General features: G+C 60.4%; 12 protein-coding genes. All 12 read right to left on the bottom strand.

Features of this window, described 5'->3' with window-relative positions:
* Positions 1-2: 2 nt before the first annotated feature.
* Positions 3-1,649 carry a spore germination protein gene (locus tag TAMC210_RS02585; RefSeq protein ID WP_254388475.1) on the bottom strand — a complete coding sequence of 549 codons (1,647 nt, stop codon included), beginning with the start codon at positions 1,647-1,649 and terminating at the stop codon, positions 3-5.
* 55 nt (positions 1,650-1,704) lie between these two features.
* Positions 1,705-2,988 carry a phosphoribosylamine--glycine ligase gene (gene purD, locus TAMC210_RS02580; protein ID WP_173297227.1) on the bottom strand — a complete coding sequence of 428 codons (1,284 nt, stop codon included), beginning with the start codon at positions 2,986-2,988 and terminating at the stop codon, positions 1,705-1,707.
* Between the two features lie 55 nt (positions 2,989-3,043).
* Positions 3,044-4,582 (bottom strand): bifunctional phosphoribosylaminoimidazolecarboxamide formyltransferase/IMP cyclohydrolase, encoded by a 1,539-nt coding sequence (purH, locus tag TAMC210_RS02575; RefSeq protein WP_173297226.1) that lies wholly within the window; start codon positions 4,580-4,582, stop codon positions 3,044-3,046.
* Between the two features lie 31 nt (positions 4,583-4,613).
* Complete coding sequence (gene purN, locus TAMC210_RS02570; RefSeq protein ID WP_173297225.1) at positions 4,614-5,222, bottom strand: phosphoribosylglycinamide formyltransferase; 609 nt, start codon at positions 5,220-5,222, stop codon at positions 4,614-4,616.
* 188 nt (positions 5,223-5,410) lie between these two features.
* The gene (gene purM / locus TAMC210_RS02565) at positions 5,411-6,460 is read right to left on the bottom strand and encodes a phosphoribosylformylglycinamidine cyclo-ligase (protein ID WP_173297224.1); all 1,050 of its coding nucleotides are present in this window, start codon (positions 6,458-6,460) and stop codon (positions 5,411-5,413) included.
* 74 nt (positions 6,461-6,534) lie between these two features.
* Complete coding sequence (purF, locus tag TAMC210_RS02560; RefSeq protein WP_173297223.1) at positions 6,535-7,926, bottom strand: amidophosphoribosyltransferase; 1,392 nt, start codon at positions 7,924-7,926, stop codon at positions 6,535-6,537.
* The gene (gene purL / locus TAMC210_RS02555; RefSeq protein ID WP_173297222.1) at positions 7,890-10,091 is read right to left on the bottom strand and encodes a phosphoribosylformylglycinamidine synthase subunit PurL; all 2,202 of its coding nucleotides are present in this window, start codon (positions 10,089-10,091) and stop codon (positions 7,890-7,892) included. Before purL ends, purF begins: the two co-directional genes overlap by 37 nt.
* 16 nt (positions 10,092-10,107) lie before the next feature.
* Entirely contained in the window at positions 10,108-10,830 is a 723-nt protein-coding gene (gene purQ / locus TAMC210_RS02550) for a phosphoribosylformylglycinamidine synthase subunit PurQ (RefSeq protein ID WP_173297221.1), read from the bottom strand.
* Positions 10,827-11,075: a phosphoribosylformylglycinamidine synthase subunit PurS gene (purS, locus tag TAMC210_RS02545; RefSeq protein ID WP_173297528.1), complete on the bottom strand. Its 249-nt coding sequence runs from the start codon at positions 11,073-11,075 to the stop codon at positions 10,827-10,829. The genes purQ and purS overlap by 4 nt, the downstream gene beginning before the upstream one ends.
* A gap of 10 nt (positions 11,076-11,085) precedes the next feature.
* Positions 11,086-11,802 carry a phosphoribosylaminoimidazolesuccinocarboxamide synthase gene (gene purC, locus TAMC210_RS02540; protein WP_173297220.1) on the bottom strand — a complete coding sequence of 239 codons (717 nt, stop codon included), beginning with the start codon at positions 11,800-11,802 and terminating at the stop codon, positions 11,086-11,088.
* Positions 11,803-11,840: 38 nt separating this feature from the next.
* Positions 11,841-13,136, bottom strand: coding sequence for an adenylosuccinate lyase (gene purB, locus TAMC210_RS02535; RefSeq protein WP_173297219.1), 1,296 nt, complete (start codon positions 13,134-13,136; stop codon positions 11,841-11,843).
* Positions 13,129-13,659: a 5-(carboxyamino)imidazole ribonucleotide mutase gene (gene purE, locus TAMC210_RS02530; protein WP_173297218.1), complete on the bottom strand. Its 531-nt coding sequence runs from the start codon at positions 13,657-13,659 to the stop codon at positions 13,129-13,131. The genes purB and purE overlap by 8 nt, the downstream gene beginning before the upstream one ends.
* Positions 13,660-13,886: the final 227 nt, after the last annotated feature.

The raw sequence follows: 13,886 nt of genomic DNA, 5'->3' as shown, positions 1-13,886 counted from the left end.
GGCTAGCGGCCTCCCCCCGGCTCTCCCTTATCTCTACCGGGAGGGGCCGGTTTCAATCCCTCGGTCTGCCGCCTGGGATCGCGGTAGACGAGTTCCGTAGGCCTGGAATCTTGCGCCCAGCGCGGTGCGCGTACAAAAACATCCTTGTAGTCGCGCCCATGATAGGGAGCCACCGGCGCCAGGTAGGGCACTCCGAAAGAGCGCAGGGTGGTGAGGTGCACCAAAACGGCCAGCAAACCCAGCATGATGCCGTAAAATCCCAGTACCCCGGCCAGAACCAGCATAATAAAGCGGAGCAGGCGGATGGTAATGGCCATGGAAAACTTAGGAAGGGCAAAGGAACTGATGCCGGTCAGGGCTACCACAATCACCATGGCCGGGGAAAACAGACCTGCGCTCACTGCCGCTTCACCGATAACCAGGGCGCCCACTATACTTACCGCCTGGCCCACCAAGCGGGGGAGACGCACCCCTGCTTCGCGCAAAATTTCAAAGACCAGTTCCACCAACAGCGCCTCGACCAGGGCGGGGAAGGGGATCCCCTCCCTCTGGGCGGCCAGGCGCACCAACAAATTGGTGGGCAGCATTTCTTGGTGAAAGGTGCTGACGGCCACGTAAGCGCTGGGCAACAAGAGGGCAATGTTTAAGATCACGAACCGCACTAGCCTCAAGAAACTCGCCAGCCAGTAACGCTCATAATAATCCTCACTGGCCTGAAGGAACTGGACAAACAAGGTAGGCACTAAGAGGGCAAAGGGAGTGTTATCGAGGAGAATGGCCACCCTCCCCTCCAGGAGGGCGGCCGCCACCTTGTCCGGCCGTTCCGTATGGTCGATCTGGGGAAAGGGTGAAAAGGGGTTATCCTCAATGAGCTCTTCGATATAGGCACTTTCCAAAATCCCGTCTACATCAATACTGTCCAGCCGCCGGCGTACTTCTTGGAGCAGAGCCGGATTGACCAGACTCTTTAGATAGGCCAGAGATACGTTGGTTTGGCTGTAGCGACCGACCAGGAGGTTTTCCACTACGAGGTCCGGCGTCTTCAGACGCCGGCGTATTAGGGCCGTATTAGTCCTCAAGTTCTCCACGAAGCCTTCCCGCGGCCCCCGTACTACGCTTTCGGTGAGGGGTTCGCTGACACTGCGGTGTTCCCAAGAGCGGGTGCTGGTAGCCAGGCCTTTGTGGTAGCCCTCAAACAAGAGAACTGCATCGCCGTTAAGCACATGATTGACCACATCCGGCATTTTCTCCACAAAATCAACGTCGGCCATGGGTACGATGATTTCTAAAAGGCGATCCAGGGGTGCAGTTTTGTCCACCAAGGCCTGGGCTAAATCCGCAGGTGCGCGCTGCAAAGTTCTCAAGAGGGTATCCTCGATGAGGGTCTTGTCGGCCAGCCCGTCAACATAAATGATAGCCGCCCGGGCCCGGCCGCCGATGAAAAAGTCCCTTTTTACTACGTCGCCGCTCTGGTTGAATATCTCCTCCAGCTGTTGCAGGTTTAGCTTCAGCTCAGAAGTAAAAACGTAATGTTCTAGAGGGGGGTAGGGGTATTTTAACCCTGGCCCCCCAGAAGCACCAATTTCACCTGCCTTGCTCTTTAAGCGCCAAAGGGCTGCGCGGAGAGGTTTACGGAAGGGGCGAGGCACCGGCTTCCCCCCTATTTGCATTTGAGCAGTACCGGAACTGACTTCGTATCTACTCTTATTTAGATTGGCCTGCGGGGGAAAGTTTATACGCCCGCTGACCGATATCCCGCCGGTAGTGCTTTCCAGGAAAGTCAATAAGCTCCGCCGCGGCATAGGACTTCTTTAAGGCTTCCTCCAGGGTTTCGTCGCGGGCCGTAACCCCCAACACCCGCCCTCCGGCGGTGACCAGGCGTCCCCCCTTCAGGGCCGTACCGGCGTGGAACACCTCTACCCCTGGCGGGATCTTGTCCAGCCCGCTAATGGTTTCACCCCGGGGATACGCGCCGGGGTATCCCGGAGCCGTCAGGACCACGCAGGCTGCGGCTCCCGGATGCCATTTGACTTCCACCCGGTCCAGCCGGCCCTCCAGGGCTGCTAGCATAATATCCACCAGATCGCTTTCCAGGAGCATCAGTAAGGCCTGGGCTTCGGGATCCCCCAGCCGGCAGTTGAACTCCAGGACGCGGGGCCCCCGGGCAGTCAGCATTAATCCGGCGTATAGGATGCCGGTGTAAGGCCTCCCGGCCGCGGCCATGGCGCGTACGGCCGGCTGTAAGATGGTTTCCATCACTTCCGCTGCCGTGCCCCCGTCATAGAAGGGAACGGGCGCGTAGGCACCCATTCCGCCAGTATTGGGGCCCCGGTCCCCGTCCAAAAGACGCTTATGGTCCTGGGACGGCAACAAAGGGAGGATGTGCTCTCCGTCACACAGGGCCATGGCGCTTACCTCTTCTCCCTCCAGCTTCTCTTCCAGGACGAGACGTCGCCCCGCAGGGCCGAAGCGGCCGCCCAGCATTTCCTCGATGGTCCGAAGGGCTTCCCTTTCGTCTTCTGCTACTACCACGCCCTTGCCGGCGGCCAGGCCGTCGGCCTTGATTACCACCGGCACCCCTTCCCTGTCCAGGTAGCGGCGGGCGTCCTCCAGGTTATCCACTACCGCATAACGGGCGGTGGGGATGCCTTCTTTAGCCATGAATTCTTTGGCCCAGGCTTTGCTGCCTTCTAAGAGGGCCGTCTCCCGCCGCGGGCCGAATATCCTCAAACCGGCTGCCTCAAAGGCATCCACCACCCCGGCCACCAGGGGCGCTTCCGGTCCCACCACCGTCAGCTGGATGTCGGCCTTGCGGGCAAAATCCACCAGGCCTTCAATGTCGTCGGAGGATATGGGGACGCAGTAGGCGTGATTGGCTATACCGGCATTGCCGGGAGCGCAATAGATCTCGGTGACCGTAGGACTCTGGGCCAATTTCCACACCAGGGCATGTTCCCGCCCGCCACTTCCTATCACCAGGATTTTCACGGCTATCCCCCCTTCAAGGGAAAATATACTCGCCTTCGCAACCGGCCCGCCTTCCTTAGTGCCGGAAGTGGCGCACGCCGGTGAAGACCATAGTAAGACCGTATTCGTCGGCGCAGGCTATGGATTCTTTATCCCTGATGGATCCCCCGGGCTGGATTATCGCCGTGATCCCGGCTTTCGCGGCGGCCTCCACCGTGTCGGGGAAGGGGAAGAAGGCATCCGAAGCCAGTACTGCCCCCCGGGCCTTTTCTCCCGCCTGTTCCAGGGCCAGGCGGGCGGCGCCCACCCTGTTCATCTGCCCGGCACCTATCCCGAGGGTAACACCCTTCTTAGCGACTACAATAGCGTTGGATTTTACATGTTTAACTACCTTCCAGGCGAAAAGGAGGTCTTCCATTTCCTCGGGGCTCGGACGGCGCCTGGTCACCACTTTCAGCTCTTCCCCTCGCACTTCGCGGAGATCGGGCTCTTGCACGAGAAATCCGCCGCTTACGGGTCGCACCTGGCAAAAGCCAGCGGAGGCCTGCCCCTCGCCCGCCGCCACCAGGCGCATGTTAGGCTTGGACCGCAGGATTTCCAGGGCTACGGGGGTGAAGAGGGGAGCAATAACGGCTTCCAGGAAAGTTTTGACCAGCTCTTCGGCCATCTCCCGGTCCACCGGCCGGTTGCAACCCACTATGCCGCCGAAGGCCGAAAGGGGGTCCGCTTCGTAAGCCCTCCGGTAGGCCTCCGCGGCCGTTCCCCCCTTGGCCGCCCCACACGGGTTGGTGTGCTTAATAATGGTCACCAACGGCTCCTTAAACTCCCTTACCAGGTTCCAGGCGGCATCCAGGTCCATTATATTGTTGTAGGAAAGTTCCTTCCCCTGGAGTTGGCGGCTGCCGGCCAGGCTGCCGGCCGGTACGCGGGGCAGCCGGTAAAAGGCCGCACCCTGGTGGGGGTTTTCGCCGTAGCGCAGGTCCTGGACCTTGAACCCCACCAGGAAAAAGGCGGGCGGGAAACTTTCCTGGCCGTAGGCTTCGCCCTGCCAGTAAAGGGCGATGGCTGCATCATAGGCCGCCGTATGGGCGAAGGCCTCGGCTGCCAGCTTCCTCCGGGTGGCCAGGTCCACATCGCCGTTCTGGCGCAGGCAGGCCAGGACCTCTTCATAACGCTCGGGGTTCACAATCACCGTGACATATTCATGATTTTTAGCCGCCGCCCGCACCATGGCCGGCCCGCCTATATCGATGTTTTCAATGGCCTCCTCTATAGTACAGCCCGGGCGGGAGATGGTTTCCTGGAAGGGATAAAGGTTTATCGCTACCAGGTCGATGGGTTTGATTCCCAGCTCATCCAGCTGGGCCAGGTGCTCCGGCGTGCGCTTGGCCAATATGCCGCCGTGGAGCATGGGGTGCAGGGTCTTGACTCTACCTTCCAGTATGCCCGGAAAACCCGTCACGTCCTGGACGGGGGTGACGGGCAGGCCGGCATCTTGCAGGACCTTGGCCGTCCCTCCGGTGGAAATGATTTCCCATCCCAGCTCCACAAGCCCCCTGGCAAAGTCGACCAGGCCCCTCTTGTCCCAAACACTGAGCAAGGCTCTGCGTGTCACGTCCGTTTCCTCCTTTCGGTATTCTGCAGGTCTATTTCTCCACGTATACCCGGCGGCCCTGGACTCGAACGCGTCCCTGGGCTATCCAGCGTATAGCCTCCGGCAACAGCCTGTGCTCTTGCTCCAGTATGCGCTCGGCCAGGGTTTCGGGCGTGTCGCCATCTTCTACGGTCACGGCTGCCTGAGCGATAATGGGGCCGGTGTCCACGCCGACATCCACAAAGTGGACCGTACAGCCGCTGATCTTTACTCCGTATTCCCAGGCCTGCCGCTGGGCTTCCAAACCGGGAAAGGCCGGCAAAAGGGCGGGATGGATATTTATCACCCGCAGGGGAAACTGTTCCAGGAAGGCCGGACTCAAGATGCGCATGAAACCCGCCAGGACCACCAGCTCTACCCCTGCTTCTTTAAGGCGGGCCGCGAGGGCTAAATCATAGCTCACCCGGTCGGGAAAAGCCCGGGGATCCAGAAATTCCGCCGGGATGCCGTGTTCGGCCGCAATCCGGAGGGCGCGGGCCTCCCTTTTATCACTTATGACCACCTTGAGCTCTACCGGAAGCTCCCCGGCCTCCCGGGCCCGTATAATGGCCTCCAGGTTGCTGCCCCGGCCCGAAGCCAGTACTCCAATAGGTAGGGACATCCTTTTCCCCCCTTAATTTGTTTTCTCTCTACCATGGCCGGCCGCGGGGTCTTCCCGTATCTCCGGAAAGGTCCCCTACCACAGCAGTATGCTCCTTTTAGACCCCAACCTGCCGGCGCCTCCTCCGCCCCGCCACCGTAAACTGCCTTGCCTCGCCGGGCCGAAGTAAGGAAGGGGTGGCTGCCTAACTACCCTTCCAGGGGCGGAACGAACTCCACCTCCCCTGCCCCTTCCACCACTTCGCCCACGAGGTAAGGGAGCTCTCCGGCCGCCCGCAGGCGGGTGAGGACGGAAGGGACTTGCCCTTTTTCTACCACCGCCAGCATTCCCAGGCCCATATTGAAGGTGCGGTACATCTCAAGGTCAGAAATGCCCCCGGCTTCCTGGATCAAATTGAAGATAGGGGGGACCGGCCACTCTCCCCGGTAAAGGCGCAGGGCCACCCCCGGGGGCAGAATGCGCGGCGGGTTTTCGACGAGGCCGCCGCCGGTAATGTGGGCCAGGCCCTTGATGAGCCCTTCCCGGATCAGGGGCAGCAGGGCCCTTACATAAATGCGGGCGGGCTTCAGCATTTCCTCTCCCAAGGTGGAACCCAGCACCGGTATTTCCCCGCCGAGGGACAGGCCGGCCTCTTCCAGGAGCACCCGGCGGGCCAGGGAAAAGCCGTTGGAATGGAGCCCTGACGAGGCCAGCCCAACTACAGCCTGACCGGGCCGGATGGCCGTACCGTCCAGAAGTTCCTTCCTTTCCACCACGCCTACGGCAAATCCCGCCAGGTCGTATTCGCCCGGGGAATAAAAGCCGGGCATCTCCGCCGTTTCTCCTCCCAGGAGGGCGCACCCGGCCAGCCGACAGGCCGCGGCCACACCCTTAACGATAGCGGCTGCCTTTTCCGGGTCGAGCTTGCCCACCGCCAGATAGTCGAGGAAGAAAAGGGGTTCCGCCCCGTGAACCAGGATGTCATTCACGCACATGGCCACTACATCCTGGCCGACGGTATGGTGACGGTCCAGCATGAAGGCAATTTTTAACTTGGTACCAACCCCGTCGGCCCCGGCCACCAGCACCGGCTCCCGGTACGTCCCCTTAAGGGCAAAAAGGCCCCCAAAGCCTCCGATATCCCCCAAAACCCCCGGCCGCCACGTACTGCGCACGTGCTCCCGCATCAGTTCCACCGCGCGGCTGCCGGCAACGATATCGACTCCCGCCGCCGCATAGGTCCAGTTCCGCCTGCTCAACGCCCAGGCCTCCTTAATACATATCTTAATTCGCCGTATATCCCGGCTCAAAACTTCTGCCGAACCATAATCCCCTAAAGGGGCACCGGATAACAGCCGGTAAAACAGGCCGTGCAGTAATCGTCCCTTTGGGGGCCGAAGGCGCTCAAGAGGCCTTCCAAGCTCAAGTAATAAAGGGTATCGCACCCCACGTAACGCCTTACTCTTTCCACCGGCCAGCGAGCCGCAATCAGCTCCCCGTAGGCGCTGGTATCGATGCCGTAATAACAGGGGTGAAGTACCGGGGGAGACGCGATTAGAAGGTGGACCTCCTTGGCGCCTGCCTCCCGCAGCATCTGGATGATGTGTCGGCTGGTAGTGCCCCTTACGAGGGAATCATCGATGATAATGATCCGCTTGCCCCGGAGGAGGGAGCGGATGGGATTGAGCTTCAAGCGCACCCCCAGTTCCCGACTCTCCTGGGTCGGCTGGATGAAGGTCCGGCCCACGTAGCGGTTCTTGATCAAGCCTTCCACCAGCGGTAGGCCCGATCCCTCGGCATACCCGCCGGCTGCCGCAACTCCCGAATCGGGCACCGGAATGACCAGGTCGGCGTCCACCCGACACTCGGCCGCCAGACGCCGTCCCAGCTCCCTCCTTACGGCATAAACATTCATCCCCTCGAGGGTGCTGTCCGGCCGCGCAAAATAAATAAACTCGAAAATACAGTGGGCCGGACGGTCCGCCCGGGGACCCTGGAGGGAGGAAATACCATGTTCGTCAATAATTATAATTTCTCCCGGCTCCACTTCCCGTATTAATTCTGCCCCCAGGACATCTAGGGCGCAAGACTCCGAGGCCAGTACAACTGAGGTGCCCAGTCTACCCAAACAGAGGGGCCTTATCCCGTGGGGATCCCGCACACCGAAAAGTCGTTTCTCCGTCATTATGACCAGGCTGTAAGCTCCCTTTAATTCGGCCATGCACTGCCTTATAGCTTCCGGTAGGGGATGATGCCGGTAACGGGCCAGCAGGTTTAAAATAATTTCACTGTCGGTAGTAGTCTGGAAAACCGAGCCCTCCGCGCTCAGTTTGCGGCGCAAGGAGGAGGTGTTTACCAGGTTGCCGTTGTGGGCCACCGCCAGCATCCCCTGTCCCGTGCTGGCCACCAGGGGCTGGGCGTTGACCAGGGAGGTGGAGCCGGTGGTGGAATAACGAACGTGGCCTATGGCCACCTCTCCCTTTAAAGTCTGCAGATGGTCGGGGCGGAAGACCTCCGCCACGAGGCCCAACCCTTTATACACCTCTATCTCGCTGCCGCAGCTTACGGCCATACCGGCGCTTTCCTGCCCCCGGTGCTGGAGGGCAAATAGGCCGTAATAGGTAAGCTGCGCCACCTCGGCTCCCGGACCATAAATACCGAAAACACCGCATTCTTCCCGGAACTTGGCTAACCCTCCAGAAATGTGGCCAGGCTCCCCCGCCATGCTGCTTCCATCTCCTCTAGGGTGAGGTTTACGGCCTTAACGAGGCCTACCCTAATCTCCAGGACCTGCCCCCCGCAGGTTCCCAGGACTTTAAGGGGCACCTGCCTCGCCCGAGCCAAGGCCTCCACTGCGGCCACCTTTTCCGGCCGAACGCTTACGATAACCCGTGACTGGCTTTCGGAGAAAAGGAGGCTGTCGACACGCCCTACTTCTTCCAAGTGGATCCGGGCCCCTACGCGGCCCAGGATGCACATCTCTGCCAGAGCCACGGCCAGACCCCCGTCCGAACAGTCGTGAGCTGCTTCTACCAGCCCCCGGCCGATGGCTTGGCGCACCGTTTCCTGCACGGCCGCCTCCCGCTCCAGATCCAGCCGGGGCGGCCGGCCGGCCACCACACCGTGGATTAAGGCCAGGTATTCGCTTCCGCCCAACTCGTCCAGGGTTTCCCCCAGGAGCAGCACCACATGGCCTTCGGCCTTGAAACCGGGGGTGCACCGGCCCTCGATATTTTCCAGCAGCCCCACCATTCCTACCACCGGTGTGGGGTATATGTCCTTCCCCCCGGTTTCATTGTAAAAGCTGACGTTGCCCCCAACTACCGGAATGTTGAGGCGCCTACAGGCCCGGCTCATCCCCGCGATGCAGTGGTAGAACTGCCAGGCTACTTCCGGTTTTTCGGGGTTACCGAAATTCAAACAGTCCGTCAGGCCCAGGGGCCGGGCGCCTACGCAGGAAACATTGCGAGCCGCTTCGGCCACGGCAATGGCTCCCCCGGTCTCCGGGTCCAGGTAACAGTAACGGGCATTGCCGTCGGCGGTTAGGGCCAACCCCTTCCGGGTACCTTTAATTCGCAGCACGGCTGCATCGGCACCCGGCCTTACCACCGTATCGGTGCGTACCATATAATCGTACTGCCGGTAGACCCCTTCCTTACTGGCAATGTTAGGAGAAGAGAGAAGCCTGAGGAGGGTATCGCCGTAGTCCACCGGTTCCGGCAGGGCCGACCAGTCGTAGGCCTGCACCTCCGCCAGATATGGGGGACGTTCCCGCTTCCTCACATAAACCGGGCATTCGTCCGTGAGATAGCGCGCGGGCACTTCGGCCACCACGCGGTTCCCTTCCCTCACCCGCAGCACGCCGTCACCGGTCACCCGCCCTATCACCGCGGCCTCCAGGCCCCAACGGGCAAAAATGGACTTCACCCGCTCTTCTCTGCCCCTTTTGGGGACCAGTAGCATCCTCTCCTGGGATTCCGACAGCATGACTTCATAGGGTGTCATGCCCTCTTCCCGCCGCGGCACCAGCTCCACGTCGATCTCCATTCCTGTACCGGCCCGGGAAGCCATCTCGGCGGTGGAACTGGTCAGGCCGGCAGCTCCCATGTCCTGCATGCCCACCAGGAGGTCCTCCTTCACCACCTCCAGGCAGGCCTCAATCAACAGCTTCTCCCGGAAGGGGTCGCCTACCTGTACGGAGGGCCGGCGTTCCTCCGATGCTTCGCCCAACCCTTCGGAGGCAAAGGTGGCACCGTGGAGGCCGTCGCGGCCGGTGGGGGCTCCTGCTACCATAACGGCATTCCCTATCCCGTCGGCCCGGCCCCGCTGGACCCGGCCGTGCTCCAGCAGACCCACACACATAACGTTGACCAGGGGGTTGCCGGAGTAGCAGGGAGCAAAGGCTACTTCACCTCCCACGGTGGGAACCCCGATGCAATTTCCGTAAAAGGATATTCCGCTTACCACTCCGCTTAAAAGGTAGCGGTTCCGGGGGTTGTCTGGGGGACCAAAGCGCAAAGAATCCAGCAGAGCTATGGGCCGCGCACCCATGGCGAAGATGTCCCGCACAATACCTCCCACGCCGGTTGCCGCGCCCTGGAAGGGTTCGATGGCCGACGGGTGGTTATGGCTTTCCATCTTAAACACCACGGCCTGGCCGTCGCCGATATCTATAACCCCCGCATTCTCTCCCGGGCCCTGCAGGACCCAGGGGGCCTCGGTGGGAAACATTTTTAAAAAGGGGCGCGAATGCTTGTAGCCGCAGTGTTCGGACCACATGACGGCAAACATGCCCAGTTCCACGTAGTTGGGCTCCCGCCCCAAGAGGGTTTTAATGCGCTCGTATTCTTCGTCCGTCAGGCCCATCTGCCGCCAGACCTCTTCCTTCATGGGTTTCTCTCCTTCGTCAAAAACTGTTAGACAGACCGCGCAAGCCCTGCTGCGCCCACCAGTCCACAATGGAAGCAAAGAGCTCCCGCCCGTCGGTGCCGCTCAGGAGCTCCTCCACACAGCGCTCCGGGTGGGGCATAAGGCCCAGAATGTTTCCCTCTTCGTTTATGACTCCGGCAATATTGTCTACCGAACCGTTGGGGTTGGCCGCAGGGGTTATCTCCCCCTCCGGATTGCTGTACCGGAAGACAATTTGATTTTTCTCCTTTAAACGCCCCAGGGTTGCGGGGTCGACGTAATAATTCCCCTCATTATGGGCAATGGGCATCCTTAGCACCTGCCCCCGGGCAAAACGGCCGGTGAAGGGAGTGGTATTGTTTTCCACCTTAAGGTAGACGTCCTGGCAGCGGAATTGGAGGCAGCGGTTGCGCAGCATGGCCCCGGGCAACAGCCCCGCTTCCAAAAGAATCTGAAACCCGTTACAGATGCCCAGCACCAGGCCCCCCTCGAGGGCAAAATCCTTTACCGCCGTCATGATGGGGGACAAACTGGCAATGGCCCCGGGCCGCAAATAATCGCCGTAAGAAAATCCCCCCGGCAGTATCAGGCAGTCATAGCCTTTCAGGCGGGTTTCGGCATACCAGAGGTAGTCCACCGGTTGCCCGAGGACTTCTTTCAGGGCGTAATAGACGTCCTGATCGCAGTTGGAGCCGGGAAATACGATGACTCCGAACCTCATCCTTCGGCCACCTCTACGATGTAATCCTCAAGGACCGGATTGGCCAGCAGGCGCCGGCACATCTCCTCTGCCCGGTGCCGTGCTTCTTCCTCATCCGGGGCCTCCAGGCGCACTTCCAGGTATTTACCCACCCGGACCTCTTTTACCCCTTGGTATCCAAGGGTCAACAGCCCCTGCTTCACCGCTTCCCCCTGGGGGTCCATGACGCCCGTCTTCAGGGTCACGTGGACCCGGGCCAGGTACAACTTGGACACTTCAACCCACCACCTTGCTGATACGCTCGTACACGGAGGCGTAGGCCTCCTCCACGCCTCCTAGATCCCGCCGGAAGCGATCCTTATCCAGCTTTTCCCCGGTATCTCGGTCCCAGAAGCGGCAGGTATCGGGAGAAATCTCATCCCCCAGGAGCAGCCGGCCACGGTGCAGGCCAAACTCCAGTTTAAAGTCCACCAGGACAAGGCCGGCGGGTTCTAAGAGCCGGGTCAATACCTCGTTAATCTTCAGGGCCCGTGCCTTAAATTCTTTTACCTCATCGGGGCCGGCCAAATCCAAGGCGGCTATATGATCTTCGTTAATCATGGGGTCGTGGAGTTCGTCGGATTTATAATAGAATTCCACCACCGGCGTTCTTAAGGGGGTACCCTCTGCCAGCCCCAAACGCCGGGAAAGGCTGCCCGCGGCTATATTGCGTACCACCACCTCCACCGGCAGGATTTTAAGGGCCTTGACCAGCATTTCCCGCGGGCCCACCAGTTCCACGAAGTGGGTGGCTATACCCTCCTTCTCCAGCTTCCGGAAAAGGAGGGCAGAAAGCTGGGCGTTGATTTCTCCCTTGCCGGCTATAACCCCTTTTTTGAGCCCGTCAAAGGCGGTAGCATCGTCTTTAAACTCCACCAGGTACAGGTCGGGGTGTTCCGTCCGGTAAACCCGCTTGGCCTTGCCCTCGTAAAGGAGCTCCCCTCGCATGCCCATTGGCTTGTCCCCTTTCGACCGGATAGATAAAGATGTTTTTATTCCAGGCCGGCGCGCCGGAAAATGTAATCCACATGTTTCAGATGGTAGTTGTAGTCGAACACCCCCTCTATTTCTTCCGGGCTCAGGCGGGAGGTAACTTCGGGGTCTCGCAGGAGCAAATCTTTGAAGGATAACCCCTCCCGCCAGGCCTGCATTGCGTGGCGCTGGACCAGGGCATAGGCTTCTTCCCGCAACATCCCCTTTTCCACCAGGGCTAACAGGACGCGCTGGGAGAAGATGAGGCCGTGGGTCCGTTCCAGGTTCCGCCTCATGTTCTCCGGGTAAACGGTCAGACCCGCCATTATTTCCGTGAATTTGGCCAGCATGTAGTCCAGCAGGATGGTGGTGTCGGGAATAATGATCCGCTCTACCGAAGAGTGGGTTAAATCCCGTTCGTGCCAGAGGCTCATATCTTCAAGGGCTGCCAGGGCGTTTCCGCGTACCACCCGGGCCAGGCCCGCTATCCGCTCACACATAATGGGATTTCGCTTGTGGGGCATGGCAGAAGAACCCTTCTGCCCCTGGGCAAAGGGCTCTTCCACCTCCAGAATATCCGTGCGCTGGAGGTTGCGGATTTCCGTGGCCATCTTTTCCAGGGATCCGGCTATAACGGCCAGGGTGGTAAGGTATTGGGCGTGGCGGTCGCGCTGGAGGATCTGGGTGGAAACAGGGGCGGGCTTAAGTCCCAACTTGCGGCAGACATACTCTTCCACGAAGGGATCCACGTGGGCAAAGGTCCCCACCGCGCCGGAAATTTTCCCTACACTGATCATTTCCCGCGCCTGCCGGAGTCTTTCCCGGCTACGGTCCACCTCCGTAACCCACAAGGCGAGCTTGAGGCCCAAGGTGGTAGGTTCGGCGTGAATGCCGTGGGTGCGTCCCATCATAAGGGTGAACTTATGCTCCCTGGCCCTTTCTACCAGCACCCCCCGCAGGCCCTCCAGCCTTCCCAGGAGCTGGTCGGCCGCTTCCCGCATCTGCAGGGCGAGAGCCGTATCCAGGACATCCGAGGAGGTCATGCCCAGGTGGATATACTTCGAGGCCTCTCCCACCCTCTCGGCAACGTTCGTTAAAAAGGCGATGACGTCGTGCCGGACCGTGGCCTCTATTTCCTTGACCCGGGCCACGTCAAAGGCGGCCTTTTCCTTAATTGCCGCCACCGCCTCCGGCGGGATCCTTCCCAGCTCGGCCCAGGCTTCACAGGCGTAGATCTCGATCTCCAGCCACTTGCGCAGCTTATTTTCCTCGTCCCAGATGCGGGCCATTTCCGGCAAGGTGTAGCGCTCAATCATCGGCCGGCACCTCTCCTTCACACCTATTCTGCCCCGAGGCTTGTAATCTCCTATCCTTCTCCTGTACTTCCCGGGCCAGCCGGTCCTTATAGGCTATGAGTTCGTCCTGCAGGGAGGAATCCTTCACGGCCAGTATCCGGACGGCCAGCAAGGCCGCATTGGCGGCCCCGTCGATGGCCACCGTGGCTACCGGGACTCCCCGGGGCATCTGAACTATGGAATAAAGGGAATCCTGCCCTCCCAGGGCCGGAGTGTGAATGGGCACGCCGATCACCGGCAGAGGAGTAACAGAGGCCAGCACGCCCGGCAAGTGGGCTGCGCCCCCCGCTCCGGCAATCAACACCTTAAGCCCCCGGTCCGCCGCTCCCCGGCCGTAGTCCAGGGCCGCTTCCGGGGTGCGGTGGGCGGAAAGAATACGCACTTCATAGGGTACGCCGAATTCATCCAAGACCTCGGCTGCTTGCTTCATCACCTGCAGGTCCGAATCGCTGCCCATGACAATGCCCACTAAAGGCTGTTGCATCCCATCACCCCTTTATAAATTAATTAACCCAGGCCCGGTAGGTCGCCAAGTGTGCTGAAACCTACCCGCCTGGGTTTTTAGTCCCTCCGGTGTGGCACCAAAAGGTGCCTGTACCACTCGGACCAGGCCGCAAAGGATCTCCCTTTGCGCGGAACCCTGAGGTACACTTTCAGCCTGTTAGCCAAGACGCATACTCCCGGTACCCCGGTGACGATCCCTGCCTCTGG

It is taken from the genome of Thermanaeromonas sp. C210 (assembly GCF_013167955.1).
Lineage (GTDB): Bacteria > Bacillota > DSM-521 > Neomoorellales > Neomoorellaceae > UBA12545.
Note: the sequence above shows the minus strand (reverse complement) of the source record. Positions and strands in the feature narration are given on the sequence as shown.

What these genes read in the sequence shown, in the direction of transcription:
- purN (WP_173297225.1), bottom strand. Translation starts at nt 5,222, where the DNA reads ATGTCCCTACCTATTGGAGTACTGGCTTCGGGCCGGGGCAGCAACCTG.
- purF (WP_173297223.1), bottom strand. Translation starts at nt 7,926, where the DNA reads ATGGCGGGGGAGCCTGGCCACATTTCTGGAGGGTTAGCCAAGTTCCGG.
- purL (WP_173297222.1), bottom strand. Translation starts at nt 10,091, where the DNA reads ATGAAGGAAGAGGTCTGGCGGCAGATGGGCCTGACGGACGAAGAATAC.
- purQ (WP_173297221.1), bottom strand. Translation starts at nt 10,830, where the DNA reads ATGAGGTTCGGAGTCATCGTATTTCCCGGCTCCAACTGCGATCAGGAC.
- purC (WP_173297220.1), bottom strand. Translation starts at nt 11,802, where the DNA reads ATGGGCATGCGAGGGGAGCTCCTTTACGAGGGCAAGGCCAAGCGGGTT.
- purB (WP_173297219.1), bottom strand. Translation starts at nt 13,136, where the DNA reads ATGATTGAGCGCTACACCTTGCCGGAAATGGCCCGCATCTGGGACGAG.
- purE (WP_173297218.1), bottom strand. Translation starts at nt 13,659, where the DNA reads ATGCAACAGCCTTTAGTGGGCATTGTCATGGGCAGCGATTCGGACCTG.